At 39.5% G+C, this 19,719-nt stretch carries 25 protein-coding genes and 1 tRNA gene; 18 read left to right on the top strand and 8 right to left on the bottom strand.

Going from position 1 to position 19,719, the window contains the following annotated elements; all coding sequences use genetic code 11:
- Positions 1-5 precede the first annotated feature (5 nt).
- Genes KSU66_RS01770 through KSU66_RS01760 form a run of 3 tightly spaced genes read left to right on the top strand, consistent with a single transcriptional unit; the run spans position 6 to position 2,405 of the window.
- Positions 6-692, top strand: coding sequence for a GTP pyrophosphokinase (locus KSU66_RS01770; RefSeq protein ID WP_269049681.1), 687 nt, complete (start codon positions 6-8; stop codon positions 690-692).
- Positions 689-1,504 (top strand): NAD kinase, encoded by an 816-nt coding sequence (locus KSU66_RS01765; RefSeq protein ID WP_269049680.1) that lies wholly within the window; start codon positions 689-691, stop codon positions 1,502-1,504. The genes KSU66_RS01770 and KSU66_RS01765 overlap by 4 nt, the downstream gene beginning before the upstream one ends.
- Positions 1,497-2,405, top strand: a complete 909-nt coding sequence (locus KSU66_RS01760) for an RluA family pseudouridine synthase (RefSeq protein ID WP_269049679.1) — start codon at positions 1,497-1,499, stop codon at positions 2,403-2,405. The genes KSU66_RS01765 and KSU66_RS01760 overlap by 8 nt, the downstream gene beginning before the upstream one ends.
- Here KSU66_RS01760 and prpE read toward each other — a convergent pair.
- Positions 2,389-3,129 carry a bis(5'-nucleosyl)-tetraphosphatase PrpE gene (gene prpE / locus KSU66_RS01755; protein WP_269049678.1) on the bottom strand — a complete coding sequence of 247 codons (741 nt, stop codon included), beginning with the start codon at positions 3,127-3,129 and terminating at the stop codon, positions 2,389-2,391. The two genes, KSU66_RS01760 and prpE, sit on opposite strands and share 17 nt — an antisense overlap.
- Before the next feature lie 79 nt (positions 3,130-3,208).
- Between prpE and mgtE the strand changes: the two genes are divergently transcribed.
- A complete protein-coding gene (gene mgtE, locus KSU66_RS01750; RefSeq protein WP_269049677.1) occupies positions 3,209-4,582 on the top strand; it encodes a magnesium transporter in 1,374 nt (457 codons plus the stop codon).
- A gap of 64 nt (positions 4,583-4,646) precedes the next feature.
- Entirely contained in the window at positions 4,647-5,033 is a 387-nt protein-coding gene (locus KSU66_RS01745) for a hypothetical protein (protein ID WP_269049676.1), read from the top strand.
- 102 nt (positions 5,034-5,135) lie between these two features.
- On the opposite strand, the gene KSU66_RS01740 is transcribed toward KSU66_RS01745, so the two are convergent.
- Entirely contained in the window at positions 5,136-5,651 is a 516-nt protein-coding gene (locus KSU66_RS01740) for a CotY/CotZ family spore coat protein (RefSeq protein WP_269049675.1), read from the bottom strand.
- 165 nt (positions 5,652-5,816) lie between these two features.
- Here KSU66_RS01740 and KSU66_RS01735 point away from each other — a divergent pair, with 165 nt between their 5' ends.
- The 7 genes from KSU66_RS01735 (at position 5,817) to KSU66_RS01705 (ending at position 8,826) form a co-directional block, all read left to right on the top strand.
- Positions 5,817-6,182, top strand: a complete 366-nt coding sequence (locus tag KSU66_RS01735) for a hypothetical protein (RefSeq protein ID WP_269049674.1) — start codon at positions 5,817-5,819, stop codon at positions 6,180-6,182.
- A complete protein-coding gene (gene spoVAC, locus KSU66_RS01730) occupies positions 6,182-6,637 on the top strand; it encodes a stage V sporulation protein AC (RefSeq protein WP_269049769.1) in 456 nt (151 codons plus the stop codon). Before KSU66_RS01735 ends, spoVAC begins: the two co-directional genes overlap by 1 nt.
- The gene (locus tag KSU66_RS01725) at positions 6,631-7,632 is read left to right on the top strand and encodes a stage V sporulation protein AD (RefSeq protein ID WP_269049673.1); all 1,002 of its coding nucleotides are present in this window, start codon (positions 6,631-6,633) and stop codon (positions 7,630-7,632) included. Before spoVAC ends, KSU66_RS01725 begins: the two co-directional genes overlap by 7 nt.
- A gap of 12 nt (positions 7,633-7,644) precedes the next feature.
- Positions 7,645-8,004: a stage V sporulation protein AE gene (spoVAE, locus tag KSU66_RS01720; RefSeq protein ID WP_443028919.1), complete on the top strand. Its 360-nt coding sequence runs from the start codon at positions 7,645-7,647 to the stop codon at positions 8,002-8,004.
- An 82-nt stretch (positions 8,005-8,086) separates the two neighbouring features.
- Positions 8,087-8,239 (top strand): YjcZ family sporulation protein, encoded by a 153-nt coding sequence (locus KSU66_RS01715; protein ID WP_269049672.1) that lies wholly within the window; start codon positions 8,087-8,089, stop codon positions 8,237-8,239.
- Between the two features lie 16 nt (positions 8,240-8,255).
- Entirely contained in the window at positions 8,256-8,513 is a 258-nt protein-coding gene (locus tag KSU66_RS01710) for a stage VI sporulation protein F (protein WP_269049671.1), read from the top strand.
- An 82-nt stretch (positions 8,514-8,595) separates the two neighbouring features.
- Positions 8,596-8,826, top strand: a complete 231-nt coding sequence (locus tag KSU66_RS01705; protein ID WP_269049670.1) for a hypothetical protein — start codon at positions 8,596-8,598, stop codon at positions 8,824-8,826.
- 289 nt (positions 8,827-9,115) lie between these two features.
- Here the strand turns inward: KSU66_RS01705 and KSU66_RS01700 are convergent, their stop codons facing one another.
- The 3 genes from KSU66_RS01700 to KSU66_RS01690 form a co-directional block, all read right to left on the bottom strand.
- The gene (locus KSU66_RS01700; protein ID WP_269049669.1) at positions 9,116-9,550 is read right to left on the bottom strand and encodes a GNAT family N-acetyltransferase; all 435 of its coding nucleotides are present in this window, start codon (positions 9,548-9,550) and stop codon (positions 9,116-9,118) included.
- Between the two features lie 3 nt (positions 9,551-9,553).
- Complete coding sequence (locus tag KSU66_RS01695) at positions 9,554-10,069, bottom strand: 2'-5' RNA ligase family protein (RefSeq protein WP_269049668.1); 516 nt, start codon at positions 10,067-10,069, stop codon at positions 9,554-9,556.
- Between the two features lie 86 nt (positions 10,070-10,155).
- Positions 10,156-10,878 carry an alpha/beta hydrolase gene (locus tag KSU66_RS01690; RefSeq protein ID WP_269049667.1) on the bottom strand — a complete coding sequence of 241 codons (723 nt, stop codon included), beginning with the start codon at positions 10,876-10,878 and terminating at the stop codon, positions 10,156-10,158.
- A 107-nt stretch (positions 10,879-10,985) separates the two neighbouring features.
- On the opposite strand from KSU66_RS01690, the gene KSU66_RS01685 reads away from it, so the two are divergent.
- A complete protein-coding gene (locus tag KSU66_RS01685; RefSeq protein ID WP_269049666.1) occupies positions 10,986-11,540 on the top strand; it encodes a phosphatidylglycerophosphatase A family protein in 555 nt (184 codons plus the stop codon).
- A gap of 698 nt (positions 11,541-12,238) precedes the next feature.
- Here the strand turns inward: KSU66_RS01685 and KSU66_RS01680 are convergent.
- A complete protein-coding gene (locus KSU66_RS01680; protein WP_269049665.1) occupies positions 12,239-12,799 on the bottom strand; it encodes a hypothetical protein in 561 nt (186 codons plus the stop codon).
- A 1,117-nt stretch (positions 12,800-13,916) separates the two neighbouring features.
- Between KSU66_RS01680 and KSU66_RS01675 the strand changes: the two genes are divergently transcribed.
- Positions 13,917-14,267, top strand: a complete 351-nt coding sequence (locus KSU66_RS01675; protein ID WP_269049664.1) for a hypothetical protein — start codon at positions 13,917-13,919, stop codon at positions 14,265-14,267.
- Between the two features lie 253 nt (positions 14,268-14,520).
- On the opposite strand, the gene KSU66_RS01670 is transcribed toward KSU66_RS01675, so the two are convergent.
- A tRNA-Val gene (locus tag KSU66_RS01670) sits at positions 14,521-14,593 on the bottom strand.
- A gap of 128 nt (positions 14,594-14,721) precedes the next feature.
- Between KSU66_RS01670 and KSU66_RS01665 the strand changes: the two genes are divergently transcribed.
- Positions 14,722-15,576 carry a DNA-3-methyladenine glycosylase family protein gene (locus KSU66_RS01665; protein WP_269049663.1) on the top strand — a complete coding sequence of 285 codons (855 nt, stop codon included), beginning with the start codon at positions 14,722-14,724 and terminating at the stop codon, positions 15,574-15,576.
- A 49-nt stretch (positions 15,577-15,625) separates the two neighbouring features.
- Here KSU66_RS01665 and KSU66_RS01660 read toward each other — a convergent pair whose 3' ends face one another.
- Positions 15,626-15,772, bottom strand: coding sequence for a hypothetical protein (locus KSU66_RS01660; RefSeq protein WP_269049662.1), 147 nt, complete (start codon positions 15,770-15,772; stop codon positions 15,626-15,628).
- Between the two features lie 371 nt (positions 15,773-16,143).
- Here KSU66_RS01660 and KSU66_RS01655 point away from each other — a divergent pair, with 371 nt between their 5' ends.
- The 3 genes from KSU66_RS01655 (at position 16,144) to KSU66_RS01645 (ending at position 19,719) form a co-directional block, all read left to right on the top strand.
- Positions 16,144-17,082: a Gfo/Idh/MocA family protein gene (locus KSU66_RS01655; protein WP_269049661.1), complete on the top strand. Its 939-nt coding sequence runs from the start codon at positions 16,144-16,146 to the stop codon at positions 17,080-17,082.
- Between the two features lie 106 nt (positions 17,083-17,188).
- Entirely contained in the window at positions 17,189-18,577 is a 1,389-nt protein-coding gene (locus KSU66_RS01650) for an aldehyde dehydrogenase (protein WP_269049660.1), read from the top strand.
- Between the two features lie 89 nt (positions 18,578-18,666).
- A complete protein-coding gene (locus tag KSU66_RS01645; RefSeq protein ID WP_269049659.1) occupies positions 18,667-19,719 on the top strand; it encodes a M42 family metallopeptidase in 1,053 nt (350 codons plus the stop codon).

Below are 19,719 nucleotides of genomic sequence, written 5' to 3'. Positions count from 1 at the left end.
GTCGAATGTCGCAGTGGGATCAATTTATAGAACCGTATAAACAGGCGGTAGACGAATTGAAAGTAAAACTCAAGGGAATTCGTTCACAATATGAATTGGAAGATGTACATATGCCGGTAGAATTCGTTACAGGAAGAGTAAAGCCACTGGCGAGCATTTATGACAAGACGCTAGAAAAAGGAATTCCGTTTGAACCATCAAAAGAATTAGCGGCGGAGCTTCCCGATATAGCGGGATTAAGAATAATGTGTCAGTTTGTAGATGACATCGAGTCGGTCGTGGAAATATTACAACAACGAAATGATCTGGAAGTAATTGAAGAGCGCGATTACATTTCAAATAAAAAAGCGAGTGGTTACAGATCTTACCATGTCATCGTGAGTTATCCTGTCGAAACAATTAAAGGGGAAATGACAATTTTAGCGGAAATTCAAATACGGACACTGGCTATGAATTTTTGGGCTTCAATTGAGCACTCATTAAATTATAAATATGAAGGCGAAGTACCGAAAGAGATTAATGACCGTTTAGAACGAGCAGCCGAAGCTGCATTTCGATTAGATGAAGAGATGTCGCTTATTCGCGATGAAATACAGGATGCCCAACAATACTTTAGCGCATTTAAACAAACTGCGACAAGACATTCGGGTAAAAGTAAAAGAAGAAGAAAAGGGGAGGGAGAAACAAAATGAAGTATACAATTCAATCGAGAAATGATGAATTATCAAATAGACTTATGGATGAAGCAATCGATTATTTAAATGGATTCGGGCTTGTCTATAATGAGGATGAACCGGATGTAGTTTTATCAATAGGCGGAGATGGTACGTTACTCCACGCATTTCACAAATACAGTCATCGATTAAAAGAAACTGCATTTGTAGGGATTCACACAGGTCATCTTGGTTTTTATGCGGACTGGAAGCCGTCGGAAATTGAAAAGCTTGTCATATCGATTGCCCGTAAAGAATTCGACGTTATTGAATATCCACTTCTTGATGTCGCAATTAATTATCGAAGTAATAAGGAGAGTTCTCATTACTTGGCGCTCAATGAATCATCTGTTAAATCGCCAGAAGTTACACTTGTCATGGATGTCGAATTGAACGGCAATCATTTTGAGCGATTTCGTGGGGATGGATTATGTATGTCAACACCTTCTGGCTCAACGGCATATAGTAAGGCGTTGGGGGGCGCACTCGTTCATCCGTCGCTTCCTTCAATGCAACTTACTGAAATGGCCTCCATTAACAACCGAGTTTTTCGAACAGTAGGCTCACCTTTAATTTTGCCAGCTCATCATAAATGTGTGTTGAAACCAGTAAAAGGACCAGATTTCATGGTGACGGTGGATCATCTACAGTTGCTTCATAAAGATGTGAAATCAATTGAGTATATTGTGTCTAAAGAAAAAGTACGCTTCGCTAGATTCCGCCCATTCCCATTTTGGAGACGGGTTCGAGATTCGTTCATAGAAAGTAATGGTCGAAACATAAGTGGATGATCAACGGTTTCGTTTAACATTTACAGTTGATCGAGACAATATAAAACTTCGTGAGTTTTTAAACGAGAAGATGATTTCAAAAAGAACTTTAGCCGCAACGAAATATGAAGGCGGTTTGTTATTAGTTAACGGTATCGAACGTGATGTACGCTATTTGTTGCGCGAAGGAGATGAAGTTAAGATACTTTTTCCTCCGGAGATTCCAAGTAAAGGGTTAGTTGTGGAGCACGGTGATTTGGCTATTGTTTTTGAAGATGAGGCCATCCTCATACTTGATAAACCACCAGGTCAAAGTACAATGACTTCACAAAATCATCAATCAGGAACGATTGCGAACTACGTCGCAGGAAAGTTTTCTGGTGAAAGAATCCCGGCAACGGTTCATATCGTTACGAGGCTGGATCATAATACATCAGGGCTTGTTTGCATAGCCAAAAATCGACATATCCATCACTTATTTGGGGATAAAATTATAAAGTCTGGGTTTCATCGGGAATATGAAGCAGTTGTTGAAGGGCATATTCAGGAAGATATATTTAGTATTACTGAGCGGATTGGTCGAAAAGATGGCAGTATTATTGAACGGATTGTCCGAGAAGATGGCCAAGAAGCGAGAACAGATGTTCGAGTGATTCAACGGTATACAAAAAACGGCCATGATTTGACCCGAATTAGACTCATCCTACATACAGGGAGAACGCATCAAATACGGGTTCATATGCAGTGGCTGGGACATCCAATTGCTGGAGATGACTTGTACGGTGGAAGTCAAATACTTATAGCGCGACAAGCCCTTCATTGTGCATTGCTTGAATTTACTCATCCGATTACAGGTGTGAAGCAAACTTTTCGAGGTGAATTAGCGGATGATATGGCTTCGATGCTTATGGAAAGGTTGTAAACCGATCAGCAATAAAAGGCTGAAAGGAAGGGACTGAAACAATTTCTTTTTCGGGGTATCGCAGCGCAGAAAGCCTACCGCCAAAAACACATCCGGTGTCGATATTTACTGTATTGTTGATGAAGCGTGCGTGCTCTACAGGTGTATGTCCATATACAATAAAAGCTTCGCCGGTATATTGCTTTGCCCAATCCCGACGAAGAGGACGCCCATTAGGCAAGATTTCCCCGGTTACATCGCCATACAAAACAAATGATCTTAATTTTTTTGTATGAGTCGTGCCAATTAAGTCCTCTCTAATTCCAGCATGGGCTATGATAAGTTTCCCATTATCTAAGGAATAGTATAAAGGAAGCGCCTCATAAAATTTGATGTAGCGTTCAATAAATTTTAACCTACTCTTATTTGAAAGTGAATTGAGTTCAGCAACCGTTGTCTCAATACCGTATTGCAGTTGGATTTTATTCCCTTTTACGTAGCGGTATAGTTTATTGCAATGATTTCCTGGGGAATATATGAGCTGGTTTTCATCTTGCAGACGAAACATAAGTTCTATTGTTTGGATAGATTCTGGTCCTCTGTCCGCAGCATCTCCGACAAATGCAATGGAACGACCACTTGGGTGTAGAGGAATCCCTTTATCCATTGTATAGCCAAGTTTTTTTAGTAACTGGCATAGTTCGTTATAACAGCCGTGTATGTCACCAATAATATCGTATTTCATAAATCTTCACCCTTTTTCATGAATTAGTACTTCTATTGTAACCATAAGACGCAAGTAAAAGGAAAGGATGGTGACGGCAATGGTTGAGAAAGTCGGAAATCACGAAGAGATTATTTACGATGAGGAACAGCTAATTGAAATTCTTCTGAATAAAGACATCGAATTATTTCGCACAGGTTTTTTAGCACTTCATCCGTATGACCGAGCCTCATTTTATAAAAAAGTTGAACCAGAATTAAGAAAGATTATGTATTACTACCTGTCACCTAAAGAACTTGCCGAGATATTTGAACTAACTGAAATAGACGACAATGACTATAAGAAGTTCCTTCAGGAGATGGACTCTAAGTATGCAGCGGATATGTTTTCCTATATGTTTGCGGATAACGCGGTCGATGTCCTGAATGAATTAGACAAAGCACAAGTCGTTAGTTATTTGACGCTCATGAATCAAGAAGCAGCTACTGAAATAAAGGCTCTTCTTCATTATGAGGAATTTACAGCCGGTTCAATCATGACAACGGAATTCGTCGTTGTCCCACAAAATTCAACAGTTCGTTCGGCGATGACAATATTACGAAATGCGGCTCCAAATGCAGAGACTATTTATTATATATTCGTCGTTGATGAAGATGAGCGGCTCACGGGTGTTGTATCTCTTCGTGATTTGATCATTGCGCATGAAGATACGCTAATTATTTCGATAATGAATGATCGTGTGGTTAGTGTGCTTGTTAGTGAAGATCAGGAGGAAGTCGCTCGGATGATTAAAGATTATAATTTCCTTGCGGTTCCGGTTGTCGATTTTCAACAACATATACTCGGTATTATTACGGTCGATGATATTCTCGATGTAATCGAAGAAGAAGCATCTGATGACTACTCCAAATTCGCTGGTGTATCTGATATGAGTACATTTGATAAAAACTCACTATCTGCGGCCAAAAAGAGGCTTCCATGGCTTTTGATTTTATTGGTTTTAGGAATGTTGACCGCGAACTTAATAGGCGCGTTCGAAGCAACAATTGAGAAAGTTGCGCTTCTTGCTGCCTTTATCCCCTTGATTGCTGGAACTGCCGGGAATAGTGGGACGCAAGCTCTTGCTGTAGCCGTCCGTGGAATTGCAACGAAAGATATCGAAGAGGAAAGTAAGGTTAAATTACTATTTAGAGAAGCTGGAACGGGACTCATTACCGGATTTATTTGTGCAATATTTGTAGTTGGACTTATTTACGTGTGGAAACAGGAATTCCTGCTGGGTCTTCTCGTGGGTGCTGCAATTTTTGTATCGATTTTTGTTGCAACAATTTCGGGCTCGTTCATCCCACTGTTCATGCACAAAATGGGTGTGGATCCAGCAGTTGCATCGGGTCCTTTTATCACAACATTGAATGATTTACTCAGTACACTTATTTATCTCGGATTAGCAACAACATTCATTAGCGGTCTTTAATGCTGCAACTTAAGTGAACAGTAAACGGATATATGCATATAATGTGGAAAAGGATGTGCATTTTATGTCACTACCCGTTCCGTTGATGTTCGTCAGCGGCCCGCCCATTTTTATTGCGGTTCCATTTATCGAAGAGGAGAGTACGTCAATATTTGTAATAGATGTGGATGAACAAAAAGAAATAGCCGAGGGATTGCCTGTCGAAATAAATGAGACGAAACCAGCAATCATTGCTAAACTAAACCGAATTCAAACTTCGTTTGGTCAACAAATCTATCGCCCGTTAACTTTTCATCTGGATGAGGATGAAAGAATTACGGGAAATGTATCGAAGTTTGAAGGTAATACAATCGTTGTTGAAATTGATGGTGATGAGGATACTATTGTTTCAATCGACCTTAGTGAGATACAAGATGTGAAATGGCGTGGAAAATCATTACCGGAGAACTGAATCATTCAGTTCTCCGTTTTTTTGTTTTTAAAAACTGTTGGAAAAGGGAAACGTCCCCTTTTCCAACAGCTCAGGCATTGCAGGTTGTATCAATTAAATTAATTAGCAAATATTAAGGAATACATCATCCACACACTGTACTCCACAGAAGCAGCTTAAATCGACAGTAATACAACTGTCAGTTGCTTTGAATTTACACACAGCACAAATGTTGTTTAATTTAAGTGTTGTACCTGTTGAATCAAGAAGATTAGCCTCAGTTTTATCTTTTTTAAGCGGTTCTAGCACTCTTAATGTCGCACAGCAGTTTCCGAAAACCTCTTCTACTCGGAAAAATACCGAATAGCAATTCGTATCGGGACAATCTCCATCACGGTAAAACGCTTTAAACGGATCGCCATTTTTCGTCAAAAGCATGAAAACGCGTGTATCGATAGGTTTTCTTTTACCGGGATTTGAAATACCACCCAGTGGCTCCATGAAGCAGCTTGTGGTACATTCTCTGCACTCTTCATCCGCGCCATTATCTTGAATGTCTTTTATCGCGCGAAGAACGTCGCAAACACAATGTGTTGAATGTCGATCATGACCAACATTATCACCTTTTCCACAGCCCATTATTTCCACCTCCTTTTCTCAGTTCTTTATACTTTATGCGACAGTCTCTGCAGGGTGCGGGCATACTAATTAGTTTTGAATAAAAAGTGTCATACTTTGGCATGCTATAAGAAAAGGTGGCGAAAGCATATCCGTAGATTTATTATATATAGCTCAATATTTCTATTGCTCTCGGGTTGTGTTCGGCCTACAAGCGGCATTCGTATTCAAAATGAAACGAATGCTGACATAGGAAAAGCAGAAGAAGTATTTAAAGATGATGAGCGCTTAGCGAGTGCAGTCGCGATATTTCATGAAAAAGAGATTATAGCAGGGGTATCTGTAAAAACATTTTCGAGGTTCCATAAAAATAAAATTGAAGAAGAACTAACTAAGAGGATAGAAGAACTTTATAAGGACTTTGATGTGACGGTATCAGCTGACGGAAAGTTTATCTACGAGACGACTAAGATGATGAACGGAGAAGCAAAAGACAAGGAATTGTCGAAAAGCATCAAAAAGTTGAAATCATTATCGGAGGAAGAAACATGATGGATGAAAAGAAGTATGCGAAATTGGAGGCCAAAGTGTCTCCGAAGGTCCCAATACTACGTAATGTTTTCACTGCATTTATTACCGGGGGAACAATTTGTTTAATTGGACAGGGAGTATCTCTCTTCTATATGTCTTTCTTTGATTTCACTGAACGCACATCAAGTAATCCAACAGTCGCAACGCTCATATTTTTCGCCATGCTACTAACTGGTTTTGGGAAATATAAGAAGATTGCACAATTTGGCGGTGCTGGAGCCTCTGTTCCGATTACGGGGTTTGGAAATGCTGTAATTTCAGCATCTATCGAGCATAAAAGTGAAGGATATGTACTTGGTGTTGGTGGAAATATGTTTAAGCTCGCGGGATCCGTCATATTATTTGGAGTTACCTCCGCATTTGTCGTTGCACTTATTAAGTTGATACTTGTAAAGTTAGGTGTTGTCTCATGGTAACTAAAGGTCTTTTAACATTTGCTTCGCATCCTATAATTGCAGCCACTGGTGTGGTGACGGGGCCACTTGAGAATAAGAGTCCATTCGTGTCGTTATTTGATAAAGTGTATGACGATGAGCGGGGGAAACTTACAACCAATGAACAGGGGCATGCAAAATTGATGGAAGATGCTTGTATGATTGCCTTAAGTAAAGTGGATAAGTTACCAGCCGATGCGGACTTTCTTCTAATTGGAGATTTAATTAATCAAATGACTCCTTCCAGTTTCTGTGCTTCTTCCTTACAGATCCCATATATCGGTATGTTTTCTGCCTGCGCAACGTCTGTTTCATCCTTGCTGACAGCTGCACTATTAACTGAGGTTGGCATGTCTAGTTGCTCGATAGCGGGTTCAGGTAGTCAACACAACGCAGTTGAACGTCAATTCCGTTATCCGGTAGAGTATGGATCGCAGACGCCTGCGACGGCGCAGTGGACGGTTACAGCGGCCGGAGTTGCTGCGGTAACCCCAAACAAAGAAGGCTTTCCTTCTATTGTAAGTGGAACAATTGGTCGCGTGGTAGATCTGGGGATAACAAATCCTTTCAAAATGGGAGCTGCAATGGCACCAGCTGCGGCCGACACATTACTACGTCATCTAAAAGGGCATGGCAGAAAAGTGAATCACTACGATGCGATTATAACAGGAGATCTTGGAAAGATAGGCTTTGAACTGTATAAAAAACTTCTTGAAAAAGAGAAGTTCGATACAACCTCTAATTTACGGGACGCAGGTGCAGAATTCTACGGGGGCAATCCGGATTTCCAAGCCGGTGCAAGTGGGGCGGGTTGCTCCGCTGCAATTTACTTTTCAGATGTTTATGCAAAACTGATGGCTGGTGAATACAAGCGCGTTCTTCTTATTGCAACAGGTTCCCTGCTGTCGCCGGTAACTTTCCAACAAGGTGAAACTATTCCGTGCATCGCGCACGCAGTCGAATTAATGATGAAATGAGTGGGTTAAATAATGTCGATATTTATAACAGCATTTGTTGTTGGTGGGCTGATCTGTGTGATAGGACAATTGCTATTTGATGTAGCGAAACTAACACCGGCACATACGCTTTGTATATTGGTCGTATCTGGTTCAATAATGGATGGCTTTGGAATTTATGAGCCTTTAATTGATTTTGCAGGTGCTGGCGCTACAATCCCAATTACATCTTTCGGTAATGCATTAACACATGGTGCGATGGCTGAGGCTGAGAAACATGGATTTGTTGGCGTACTTACAGGAATGTTTGAAGTAACTAGCTCAGGTATTAGTGCTGCTATTTTATTCGGTTTTATTGGAGCCCTGCTATTTAAGTCAAGAGGGAAAATCTGAAAAATAAATACTAAATGGCAAGCGCCCTTTCAACCTCTCTTTCCCCTGCATACACTATGTAGAAGGGAAGGAGGGGTTTTCTATGTATGGAAGCAATCCTTATGGAGGCGGCGGTTATCACCATGGCTGTGGACACGGGTGTGAACAAGAAAGAGGGAATGAAGGTGGCTCAACATTTGTTCTTATCGTTGTTCTCTTCATCCTACTCATAATTGTCGGCAGTACTTTTGTATAAGAGGGAGGAATAGCGGATGAATGATTCATTTTTCCGAAGTATAGAATCTAAAACAGGGGTTCCGATGGAAGAAGTTTTCGCGCTTGCAAATGCAATTCAATTCGCGGATTTCAGTGATGAACGCCAAGTGCGAAAAATTATACGAAACGTTGGCAAACTGGCGAAAAAGAAAGTTCCTTTGCATATGGAGGATGAACTCGTTAAGTCAATTGTAAATGACGGGAAATCAGTTAACTTTCAGGATATCGAGAAAATGCTCGGTGGAAAGGGTTAATTGATTGAATAATCGATATTAGTATTTGTGTCGAAGTATAGTATGGTATATAAGTAGTATAAGAAGAGTTGAGGTGGAGACGATGGTTTATCTGTTACGAGTTAGACCATTACAATCAGAGCAATATGCAAACGGCATAAGTAAAACGTCATATAACTTTGGTAGAAATGGAAGATTACAGCAGGTGAAACTGAAGCTGGGTTTTCAGAAAAAGAATGAGGGAAGGCTTCATTTTCAATTTGAAAATAATGATACAAGAAGAGACAATAATCCGTTTGTCGTTGTTTATCCACCTCGGTTATCTAAAAGATAAATTCAACTAAATTATGTAAACTTATCACCGGCAATATCTGAAATATTTGGATATGGAATTTCCGTAAATGCTTATATATAGGTAAATCAACTAGTACCAATAGGTGGTTTCCAGAACTTTTGAAAACAGCAGAATCCTTGCTACACTTACAGGGTCTACCGAAAATACATCTTTTGACGTTATAAAAGGAGTGTGTGCATTTTAGAAAAATGCGCACATCTCCTTTTTTGTAAACAAAAAATAGCTGAAATTCATCTGCTCTGTAAGGAGGAGACAATTCAGCTATCTCTTATTCTGTTATCCTTTTTTCCATTGCCCGATGTGGGATATCGGCATCCATAAACTCGGGCGAAGTAATTACATAACCAATTTTTTCGTAAAAAGGAATGGCATATGATTGTGCGTTAAGGATAATTTTTTTGAATCCTTTTTTTGCTGCATGATCTTCAAGTGCTTGCATAACTAGAACACCAATATGTTTTCCCCGGTATTCGGGAAGAACACAAACTCTCTCAACCTTACCAATACCTTCATTGGATTCGCGGATTCTACCTGCCCCGATAGGGATATCGGTCGTGTAGACGATAAAATGATCTGCTGTTTCGTCAAGTTCATCAAGTTCTAAGTTAAGTGGAACACCTTGTTCCTGGACAAACACTTTACGTCTTACAGAAAAAGCATCTTCTCTTTCGCGATCTGAAGTCGCAATATTTACGTGGAACAAAATTTACTTGTTTCCTTCAAGATGTAATGTTTTAAACTCAGCCCATGATCCATCTTCAAGTTGCTTGACTAGGTGCAGGGTTTCAATCGTTTCGGTATGATCGACACCAATCATTTTCAACTGGCCGATAATGTCGTCGTGTTCACCGGATGTGAGTTTTTGTGCAATTGTAACGTGTGGAACAAATGCATAAGGTGGTTCTTCTCCGAAGAAATCGAAGTTCAAACTCTTATGCAAGCTTGATAATTCTTCGCTCGGCGTTGCTTTGAAGTAAATGGCATTTGTAATGGGTGCAAAAGTGCCTACCTTTGCAATGTTTAGTTCGAATGGAGCGTGTTTGATAGTAACTTCTTTAATAGCTTTTACAACTTCTTCAATTTCTTCATCGTTTGCATTAAAGACGCCCTTGATAGTCATATGTGGAGAAATAAGCGCATAATGTGGGTCATATCTCTTGCGATACCCATCTGCAATTTCTTGAAGTTCTTTTGATGGGAATGCTACAATACCGTATTTCATAACAAAAGCCTCCTTATATAATTAAAAAATTATAGTGATCATATTAATTGTAACAGAAATAACGCTTGTCTGTCATTATTCTAAAATTATTGACCGTAAACCATTGCAAGCGCTCGGCGGACATCCGGCTGCCAATACTTCCAAGTATGGTCACCTTTAAATTCATCATAAAAGTATAGGAATTCTTGTGATTCGATTACCTTTTTTAGTTCGCGGTTAGGCGTCAGGAAATCTTGAACCCCGTCAACTTGGGTATTCACTTCCGTTTCTCCTTCACCGATCACATGATAAATCGAAAAGGCAGAAGAGTCTTTTACTGACTGAACCTTCTCGAGAACAAAGTCGTCAACATATGGGGAATGTAGAATAACTTTTCCGAATGTATGAGGATATTTTACAGCAGTAAGTAATGAAATCGTAGCCGCAAGAGAATCGCCGATTAAGCCTCTTCCCGCCCCGATTTGGAGAGTCGGGTAATGCTCATCAATGTATGGGACAAGTTCGTGTGCCAGGAAGCGTGTGTATGCCTCGCGCTTGTCACCTTCGGGATGGTACATACGTCTCCGTTCACTTACGCTTTTGTATGGGACCCCGAAGAAAATGACATCCTCAATATCACCTGATTCGATAAATTCATCAATCACGCGTCCAACACGTCCGTATTGTATATAGTCTTTTCCATCTGATGCTATGAGTACATTATATTTATAAAGGGGGGTGTAATTATGCGGTAAGTGGACGATTACCTGCATATCCTCGCCTAGTTCTTTACTCTGAATCGTGAATTCTTCAACTTTACCTTGCTTCATAATGTTATGGCCTCCTCGTGTAGTTGGTAGTGAAATTGTATCATATCCTAATTAATAGGTATAATAGTTGTAGTGCTTGACTTAAAGAAATTAGGGGGATGTTAGATATGGTAAGTAAAAAGAAAGTAGTACATTCAAAGACAGTGGAAGACGCTACAAAGGCTGCATTAGCACGTAGAAGGGTTACAATCCAAGACATTGCAGACATTGTTTATGAAATGCAGTTGCCTTATAATCCGGAGTTAGAAATGAGTTATTGCGTTGAATCGGTTAATAGTGTGCTGGAAAAACGGGAGTTGCAGCATGCAATTCTTGTCGGAATTGAACTAGACGAACTTGCGGAGCAAGGAAAATTATCTGCTCCCTTGCAACAAATTGTTGAATCAGACGAAGGATTATTTGGTGTTGATGAAACAATAGCGCTTGGAGCAGTATTCACATATGGCTCGATTGCGGTTACAACATTTGGCTATTTGGATAAAAACAAAATCGGCATTATTAATGAACTAGATACGAAAAAAGGGCGAGGTATCCATACTTTCCTTGATGATTTAGTCGCAAGTATCGCTGCATCAGCAGCCTCGCGTATCGCGCATAAAACGCGTGATAATGAAGAAGCTAGTGGAGAAATAAGTGAGGAAATAACAGAAGACAAACCTTGAGACAAGCATGAAATAGTCAGGTATTATTCGACAGATCAAGATGTCTTGGTTTAGATTAATTAGAAATGATATCTGGAGTAAAGGATGTTACCTTTAAAATACTTGGAGTTTAAATTTAATCACTCATTAAATAATAATTATTTAAAAAGTTTGTTTAATTAGGTTTAACAACCTTAAACTGGGGTATATATTAAGTACAAGGCTAAACAACTAAGAAAGAAAGCTTGTAGACGAGTAACCTACAGTTGACTTTCGATGATGATTTGCACAGCCTTGGCGGAAAATTTGCTTTACTGGCAAAAGAAAATCTCGTCAGGAACCAAGAGTTTAGGTTTCAGGAGGCTCAGTCCGTAAAAGTGAGCCGATCGTGTATCATCTAGCAGTAGGCGGTAAGTTTTTTGTTTTAAGTGCAACTTGAAGGATGGCTGTGGAAGGTGAGATTCACACAAAGTAAGATGTGATCCCCTAGCCGAAATTTGGCTTAAGAAGACAGTCGTACCAGTCAAACTGCATTGACGAGGTTGATAGTTAGTCGTCAGAAAGAACAGTTTGTGAATGTGAAATGAAGAACTAACAAATTTTCCGTGCGAGACCCCATTAGTATTGGGGCAGAAAAAAGCATGATCCTCCGGGATCATGCTTTTTTCGTATTTATATGAGCTTGTAACTCAAGAAATTTACATACAATTAAAGTGGTTTTATAATAAGAAGTTTTTTATATTCCGCAACAATAACAAGCCTATTTCCAACCAGAGCCAGCAATAGAGTAGTGAGAAGCTAAAGATAAATGCCAAAACAGTCATGTTAAACGAAGAGAGAATTGTGGGGCCGAAAACGGGAAAGGCGAATAGATATAATGGGATACACATACCGAGAAATAATAAGGTACCACTCGAAACGATAATTTCTATTCGTCGGTTAAATAAAAGTAATGTCCATCCGAGGAATAGTCCGAGCAATCCTGTTGTGAAGGGGAAAAATATTAACTCGCTTGGTTGTATGATCAATAATAAAAAAGTCGTCAACATATAAATCATTGCGCCCAATCTAAATGAAATGAGTGAGCCTATCAATATAGGAGCTGTTGTAAGAAGGCTTATAAGAAAACTAACCCCTGGAAACATTCCCCCAGCAGATTGTAAAACCGTTGCAATTGCAGCCATTAAAGCTGCGAACATTAACTTATGTGTAGCTGTCCACGTATCGAAAAATTGACGAATATCCTTAGGATGTGAAGGTATTTCTTTAGTGAAATACACCGTAATCGCTCCTTTTCGCTATTTTTCAAGATCTTTAGTCTTTATATGATATGAAGAAAAAAGTAATAGGCTTCCTATTATTATTATTAAGTATTTTGCATTAAAATCTGAATAATATAGATTTGCGTTCCAGGTCGACTGTGCGGAGAGTTATAGTTCGATCTTTCCTTGGCGCTTTCCGTAGGGCCAGCCGAACATGAATTTAAAGGTCGCAAAAAGATGCTCCTGTGGGGTCTCAACTGCCCGCTAATCCCACAGGAGACGCCTCCTTCCACAGTAGACAAATAGTTAGCAGTAAAAAAACCTTGACGTTCATATTTATTATTAAAATAAGTAAATTTAAATTGTTTCACGTAGTAAATATAATAAATAAAAAGTAATTTAAAAATTTATTTAAAAGTAGGTTTAGAATATTGAGGGGTGGGTATATACTAACTACAAGGTGAAACAACTGAAGAATGAAACCAGTAGACGAGTAACCTACGGTGGACTTCCGAAGATGAAATGCACAGCCTTGGCGGAAAATTTGCTTTGCTGGCGGGGTGAAAACTCGTCGGGAACCAAGAGTTAGAGGTTTCGTTAAGAACAAGTAAGAATTTAACAGCAAGCAGTATCGGTAAAGTTTTTTGTTTTAAGTGCAATATGAAGACTGGCTGTACAGGGAGAAAGCTACACTAGAACGATGTGAACCCCTAGCTAGAAGAAAGTTTATTAAAACAGTCAGAGAAGTGGAACGTCACTGACGAGATATTCGTTTTAATCGTCAGCAAGTAAAAGAACATTTTTAAAGCAGCATAGCAGTACGGTAAAGTAGTATTTGAAAAACAAAAATTTTCCGTGTGCAGCCTCCATAACTATTTGGAGGAAGAAAAAAGTATGGTCCGTTATGGATCATACTTTTTTCGTTTTCAATAATAAAACAAGAACCTGAAAACTAGCAAGTTTGATTTTGAAGATAATTTTTTGCCTAATTAGATAGATTAAGTAAATACACAATTCAATATTCACATCGGAAAAGGGCTCGAAAATCGATTTTCTGCATTTTATATATTCGCTTAAACGTAGTAGAGTTAGCTTATGGATAATGTATTAATAAAGAAAAATGGGGGAGATAAAGATGAAAGAAGATTTCAATGTAATCATATCAGATTGCCTTTTGGAAAATATGCAGATATATACGGGAATAAAAAACGAGAATATGGAGGATTTGGGATTTTTAATTCTTACTAGAAATATGGACCCTGTTGTGGATTTTGCGGAGCCATTCATTATTAAGATTTATTTGTTAGAACAAATTGGTTCGGAATTTCATGTTGAAGGGGAGATTAAAACTTTTGAATTTAAAATTTTTGAATCTGCGATGATCTTATTGGAAAGTCTGCCGACAATGAGTGCTCTGGAACTACTCCTGTTAATAAAGGAACTCGAAGAAGATACTCCTGTGGAAAAAAATGTGGTATACCAATAAAAAACTAAGCGTATTCATAAATCGATTGGGTAAATACTTCACGATAACTGAAGGTCGTTTCGAAAAACAACAATTAGTTCAACTAAATTATCACTTGGATTAATTGAAATCGATAACCCTTTAATAACTTTATTTAAATAAGGTGTTGGGTGGGACGATTAATAAATAAACAACAAAAAACACCACCTCCGAAGAGGTGGTGTTTTTACAAGAAAACCGTGTTCCTACAGCGTTCTTGAGGGTCTAAACCCTATGGTCTCGGAGGGGCTCGAACCCCCGACTTCTACCTTGTCGAGGTAGCGCTCTCCCAGCTGAGCTACGAAACCGACATTAAAATGTTTATGTCCTGCTTACTGGACAAACTCTATTATAGCAAACCCACTCAGTAAGTCAACCCTTTTCCGTAATAACTTTATTAGTAGTATAATAACGGCACAAATAGTAAACAGAAAAGGTGAAAGTAATAGAAACTAAAATAATACTTCCATTTAAATATGACTTTGATCGTGCTCTTGAGCGACTTTCTGGTGATCCTTTGAATTCAGTCGATGTCTTGAATCGTTCTATACGTATTCCTATGGAAGAGGGGAATATTGTAAAACTACTGGCAACGGGTACGAATGAGCTTCCTTCATTTATCTTAGACGGGGCACTGGACGAAATGCAAATCGAGAAAGTAAAAACAAACTTCCACTTCAATCAATCTCTCGAAGGAATCAGTTCGCACTTTATGGAAACAGACTTGGCCCCGATATTTAAAGAACATGAAGGTACACCGCTTGTCCGAAGTTTCTCGCTTTATGGAACATTAATAAGAAGTATTATTCACCAACAGCTGAATATGTCGTTTGCGAATACATTGTCGATGCGTTTTGTTGAAACTTTTGGAACCGAAACGGATGGTGTATGGCGATATCCGTCGCCTGAAATAACTGCGGAACTGGACGTTGCTACGTTGCGTGAGATGCAGTTCAGCGCGCGTAAAGCAGAGTATATGATTGGGGTGTCACAAGCGATAGCAAGTGGTGCGCTAGATTTAAATAAGTTCAAGTATCTAGGAGACGATGAAGTAACAGCAGAGTTAACATCGTATCGTGGGATTGGTCCATGGACTGCCCAAGGATTCCTTATGTCTGGCCTAGGACGGCCAAATCTTTTTCCACTTGCGGATATTGGCTTGCAAAATGCACTGAAAACTTTATGGGAAATGGATCAGAAACCGTCAAAAGAAGAAATTGCGGCTCACTTTCCAGATTGGACACCGTATCTGAGCTATGCGGCACTTTATCTTTGGAGAAGTATAGAATAAGAGAACAGCCTGGCCCTACTTGCAATAGGTACAGGCTGGATTGTTAACGTTACGAATACAGTTTATCTTCTTCAATTTCTTCCCCTTCAAAATAGAGGAAATTCTCATTTTCTAGTTCAGCAAATCTCTCCTTGTTAATGCCAAGGGCGAGGTCTCCTTCGAAAATTTCTTCCCACCAAGTTTCTGTAGTTGTCATTATATTTCCTCCTCAATCGCTTGTTGTAGTAAACATGATTTAACCCTAAGTGTTATAATGAAAACCATAATCGGGCAAAAAAGATTTGGAAGGCCTACTTTTTTTAGTAACCATTTAATTTCATTTAGCAGAAGCGTAACTACGGTATAATAGGCAACGCTTAGGCATGTTTGTTTAATCAATAGAGTTATTAACACGAAAGTCTTTACTTGATTATAAAACTGTATATGTTGAGCTAATGAATACGATTTCTAGTTGATTGTAGTGGAAAGCGTCCGCTCGGAACGAAAATCAACGGTTTGTATAGATGCTCATTAATACTTGTCAAAATCATATTTCGGTGTTGATCCCAATAAATAGGAGTGATTCTTTTGACAAAAATTACATTTGCAGTAGTTGGAACCGGAATTGTCGGTGAACGAATTATTAAGCAACTTATGGAGAACAATAACGCTGACATCGTTGTGTTATTTGATGAAAACAGGCAAAGGCTAACTGAAATGGCTGATACATATAATCTTCGCGTGGCATCTTCATATGAAGAAGTGTTATCTCTAAAACCGAACTGGGTATATATCGGTACACCACCAGTGTCTCATGCATCGCTTAGTGAATTAGCGATTCAGGCAGGCTTAAATGTTCTTTGCGAAAAGCCACTCGCACATGATGAAATTGATGGAGAAATCATGGCACAAGTTGCAGAAAAAAGTCAGTGTCAAACCGCGATGCATTTTCCACTCATGTACAGTCCGTCGGCAAGGCATATGTTAGAACTTGTCAATAAGGGAACTGTGGGCGATATCGTTCGTGTCGAACTGAGTACATACTTTCCACATTGGCCACGACTTTGGCAACAGAATCCGTGGATTGGTTCGCGTGAACAAGGTGGATTTACACGGGAAGTTTTCCCGCATTATTTTCAACTTATGTACAGAATGTTCGGGAACATATCGATCCATGAACATAAAACGATTTACCCGGGTGATCAGCTGTTGTCCGAAACAAGCGTCCTTGCAATTGGCGAAACAGAAAATCAGATTCCAGTCCTATTAAATGGACTAACCGGCATTGGACAGCAAGAAGAACTGTCTTACACAGTATATGGAACTGAAGGCGTTTTAAAACTGCGCAATTGGTCCGAACTTAGTGTGGCACTAAAAGACAGTCCTTTCGAGATATTGACTTCCTTTGATTCAGTAAAGAACCTTGTGGAAGAGTGTATTTCATCAGCACGAGGAGAAGAAGCACTTTTAGTACCTTTCTCAGAGGGACTAGTTATCCAAAGGCTTATTGATGAGTTACTCACGTAATATAAAAAGTTGAATCACATGTGAAATTATATAATGGTATAACATTTTGTCTTTTTCTAGGAGTCTAGTAAACAATGTAACGTACAAATAGAATGGAGGAGAGACGATGAATTTCACGAGTAAAGATGTTGAATTAATGATTGCCGCACAGCACGAATTGTATTTCACTGGGGTGACAAAGAGTCCGGAATTTCGTAAGGAAATGCTTATAAAATTACGAGACGCAATTGTTGAAAATGAGGAAGAAATTATTGAGGCGCTACAAAAGGATTTGGGAAAGAGCCCATTTGAATCATACGTAACCGAAATTGGATTTGTTCTATCAAGCATTAAGGAAATGCTTAATAATATAGATGTATGGATGAAGCCTAAGTCTGCAAAGACGCCTGTTCATCTACAACCGGCCAAAAGCTTTGTTGTGCGCGAACCCTACGGATCGGTCCTAATTATAGGCCCATTTAATTATCCATTTCAACTTCTAATGGAGCCACTTGTCGGTGCGATTGTCGGCGGTAATTGTGCAATTGTAAAGCCTTCTAAGGCAGCAATCCACACAGTAAAGATTGTGAATAAAATAATTTCAGAAACTTTTTCTCCTTCATATATTCGGGTTGTTGAAGGGGAACGAGAAGAGACTTCTGCACTCATTCATGCACCTTTTGATTATATATTCTTCACGGGCAGTGTTGCAGTTGGAAAAGTTGTAATGAAGGCCGCTGCAGAAAGATTGACGCCGGTAACGCTTGAACTAGGCGGGAAAAGTCCGACGATAGTGGACCAAACTGCCAATCTCACAAATGCAGCTGAACGGATTGTATGGGGAAAGTTTCTAAACACTGGACAGACCTGCGTTGCACCTGATTACCTACTTGTTCATCATTCAGTGAAGGCTGAATTTATCGACAAAGTAATTGAAACGATTCAGAAGTTTTATGGCGAAAGACCTTCCAAAAGCCAAGACTACGGCCGTATTATCAATGAACGTCAATTTGATCGCCTTGTAGCAATAATTGAGAAGGAGTGGCCGAAAGTTATTCATGGCGGTGATTTTGATCGCTCGAGTTTATATATTGAACCGACGATACTCGACAAAGTGACCTGGGAAAGCCAATCGATGGAGGACGAAATCTTTGGGCCAATCTTACCCATATTAGAATACGACAATCTCGCTGAGGCCATACATCGTATTCGTCAGTTACCGAAACCGTTGTCCGCGTATATGTTTACTGAAAATGAGGAAGCAGCAAATTATTTCATTGAAAGTTTACCGTTTGGCGGCGGATGTATTAATGATACGGTGTCTCATGTCGGCAATACGAATTTGCCTTTTGGTGGTGTTGGAACTTCTGGGATAAATGCATATCACGGTAAATATAGTTTTGAAGTTTTCACTCATGCAAAGGCAATTATGCAGCGAAGCACGAAGATTCCAATGCGACTCGCGCTACCTCCATATGGAAATAAACTAAAGTTTGTAAAGCCGCTACTTCGATAATGTAGTGCGGCTTTTCTTTTCTTTTATTGTCAATAAAAAGTATACTGTACTTATAGAGAAGTATTCAGGTATGAAAAGGGGAAATGACCATGTCAGTTATATTTAAAAAAGAGCAGACAATTGAACTACTCAAAAGGCTTGTCGAAACACCAAGTCCTTCTGGTTACACTGCTAATGTAATGGCGTTAATTGCGAAGGAATTTGATGAGATTGGCGTTTCTTATAAAAAGACAAATAAAGGTGCTGTAATCGCAACAATTGAAGGAACTGATACGTCACGGCATCGTTTACTTACTGCTCATACGGATACACTAGGTGCAATGGTAAAAGAAGTTAAGTCGAATGGTCGCTTAAAACTAACGACTATTGGTGGATTTAATTGGAACGCGGTTGAAGGCGAGTATTGTGTCATTCACACTGCTGGTGGAAAAGAAGTGCGCGGGACAATCTTAATGCACCAGACTACCGTTCATGTGTATAAGGACGCGGGAAGCGCCGAACGAAGCGCAGATAATATCGAAGTGAGAATTGACGAAAAAGTATTGAATGCAGAAGATACGCGTGGAATAGGTATTGAGGTAGGGGATTTCGTATCGTTTGATCCTAGATTTGAAGAGAGCGATAACGGCTTTGTTAAATCACGCCATCTTGATGATAAGGCGAGTACTGCATTATTAGTAGAGCTGATACGTACGTTAGTCAATGACGACGTTAAACTACCGCAGACTACACATTTTTATATTTCAAATAACGAAGAAATCGGGTATGGCGGAAACTCCAATATTCCGGACGAAACTGTTGAATACATCGCTGTCGATATGGGTGCGATTGGTGATGGTCAAACGTCGGACGAATACACTGTGTCAATTTGTGCAAAGGATTCAAGTGGACCCTATCATTATGCGTTAACACAGCATCTAGTAGGCCTTGCAAAAGGGAATGACATCGCGTATAAACTTGATATTTATCCGTATTATGGATCGGATGCATCGGCTGCAATTCGGGCGGGATTTGATGTGCGTCACGCTTTGTTTGGACCAGGAATTGAGTCATCCCATGCACTCGAACGGACACATACGGATTCGTTAGAGGCCACTGCAGATTTACTTTACGCTTATGTTACATCTCAAATGATGGATTGA

This window comes from Sporosarcina sp. G11-34, assembly GCF_026931025.1.
The sequence above is the reverse complement of the archived record's forward strand: the minus strand, read 5'-3'. Positions and strand labels throughout refer to the sequence as shown.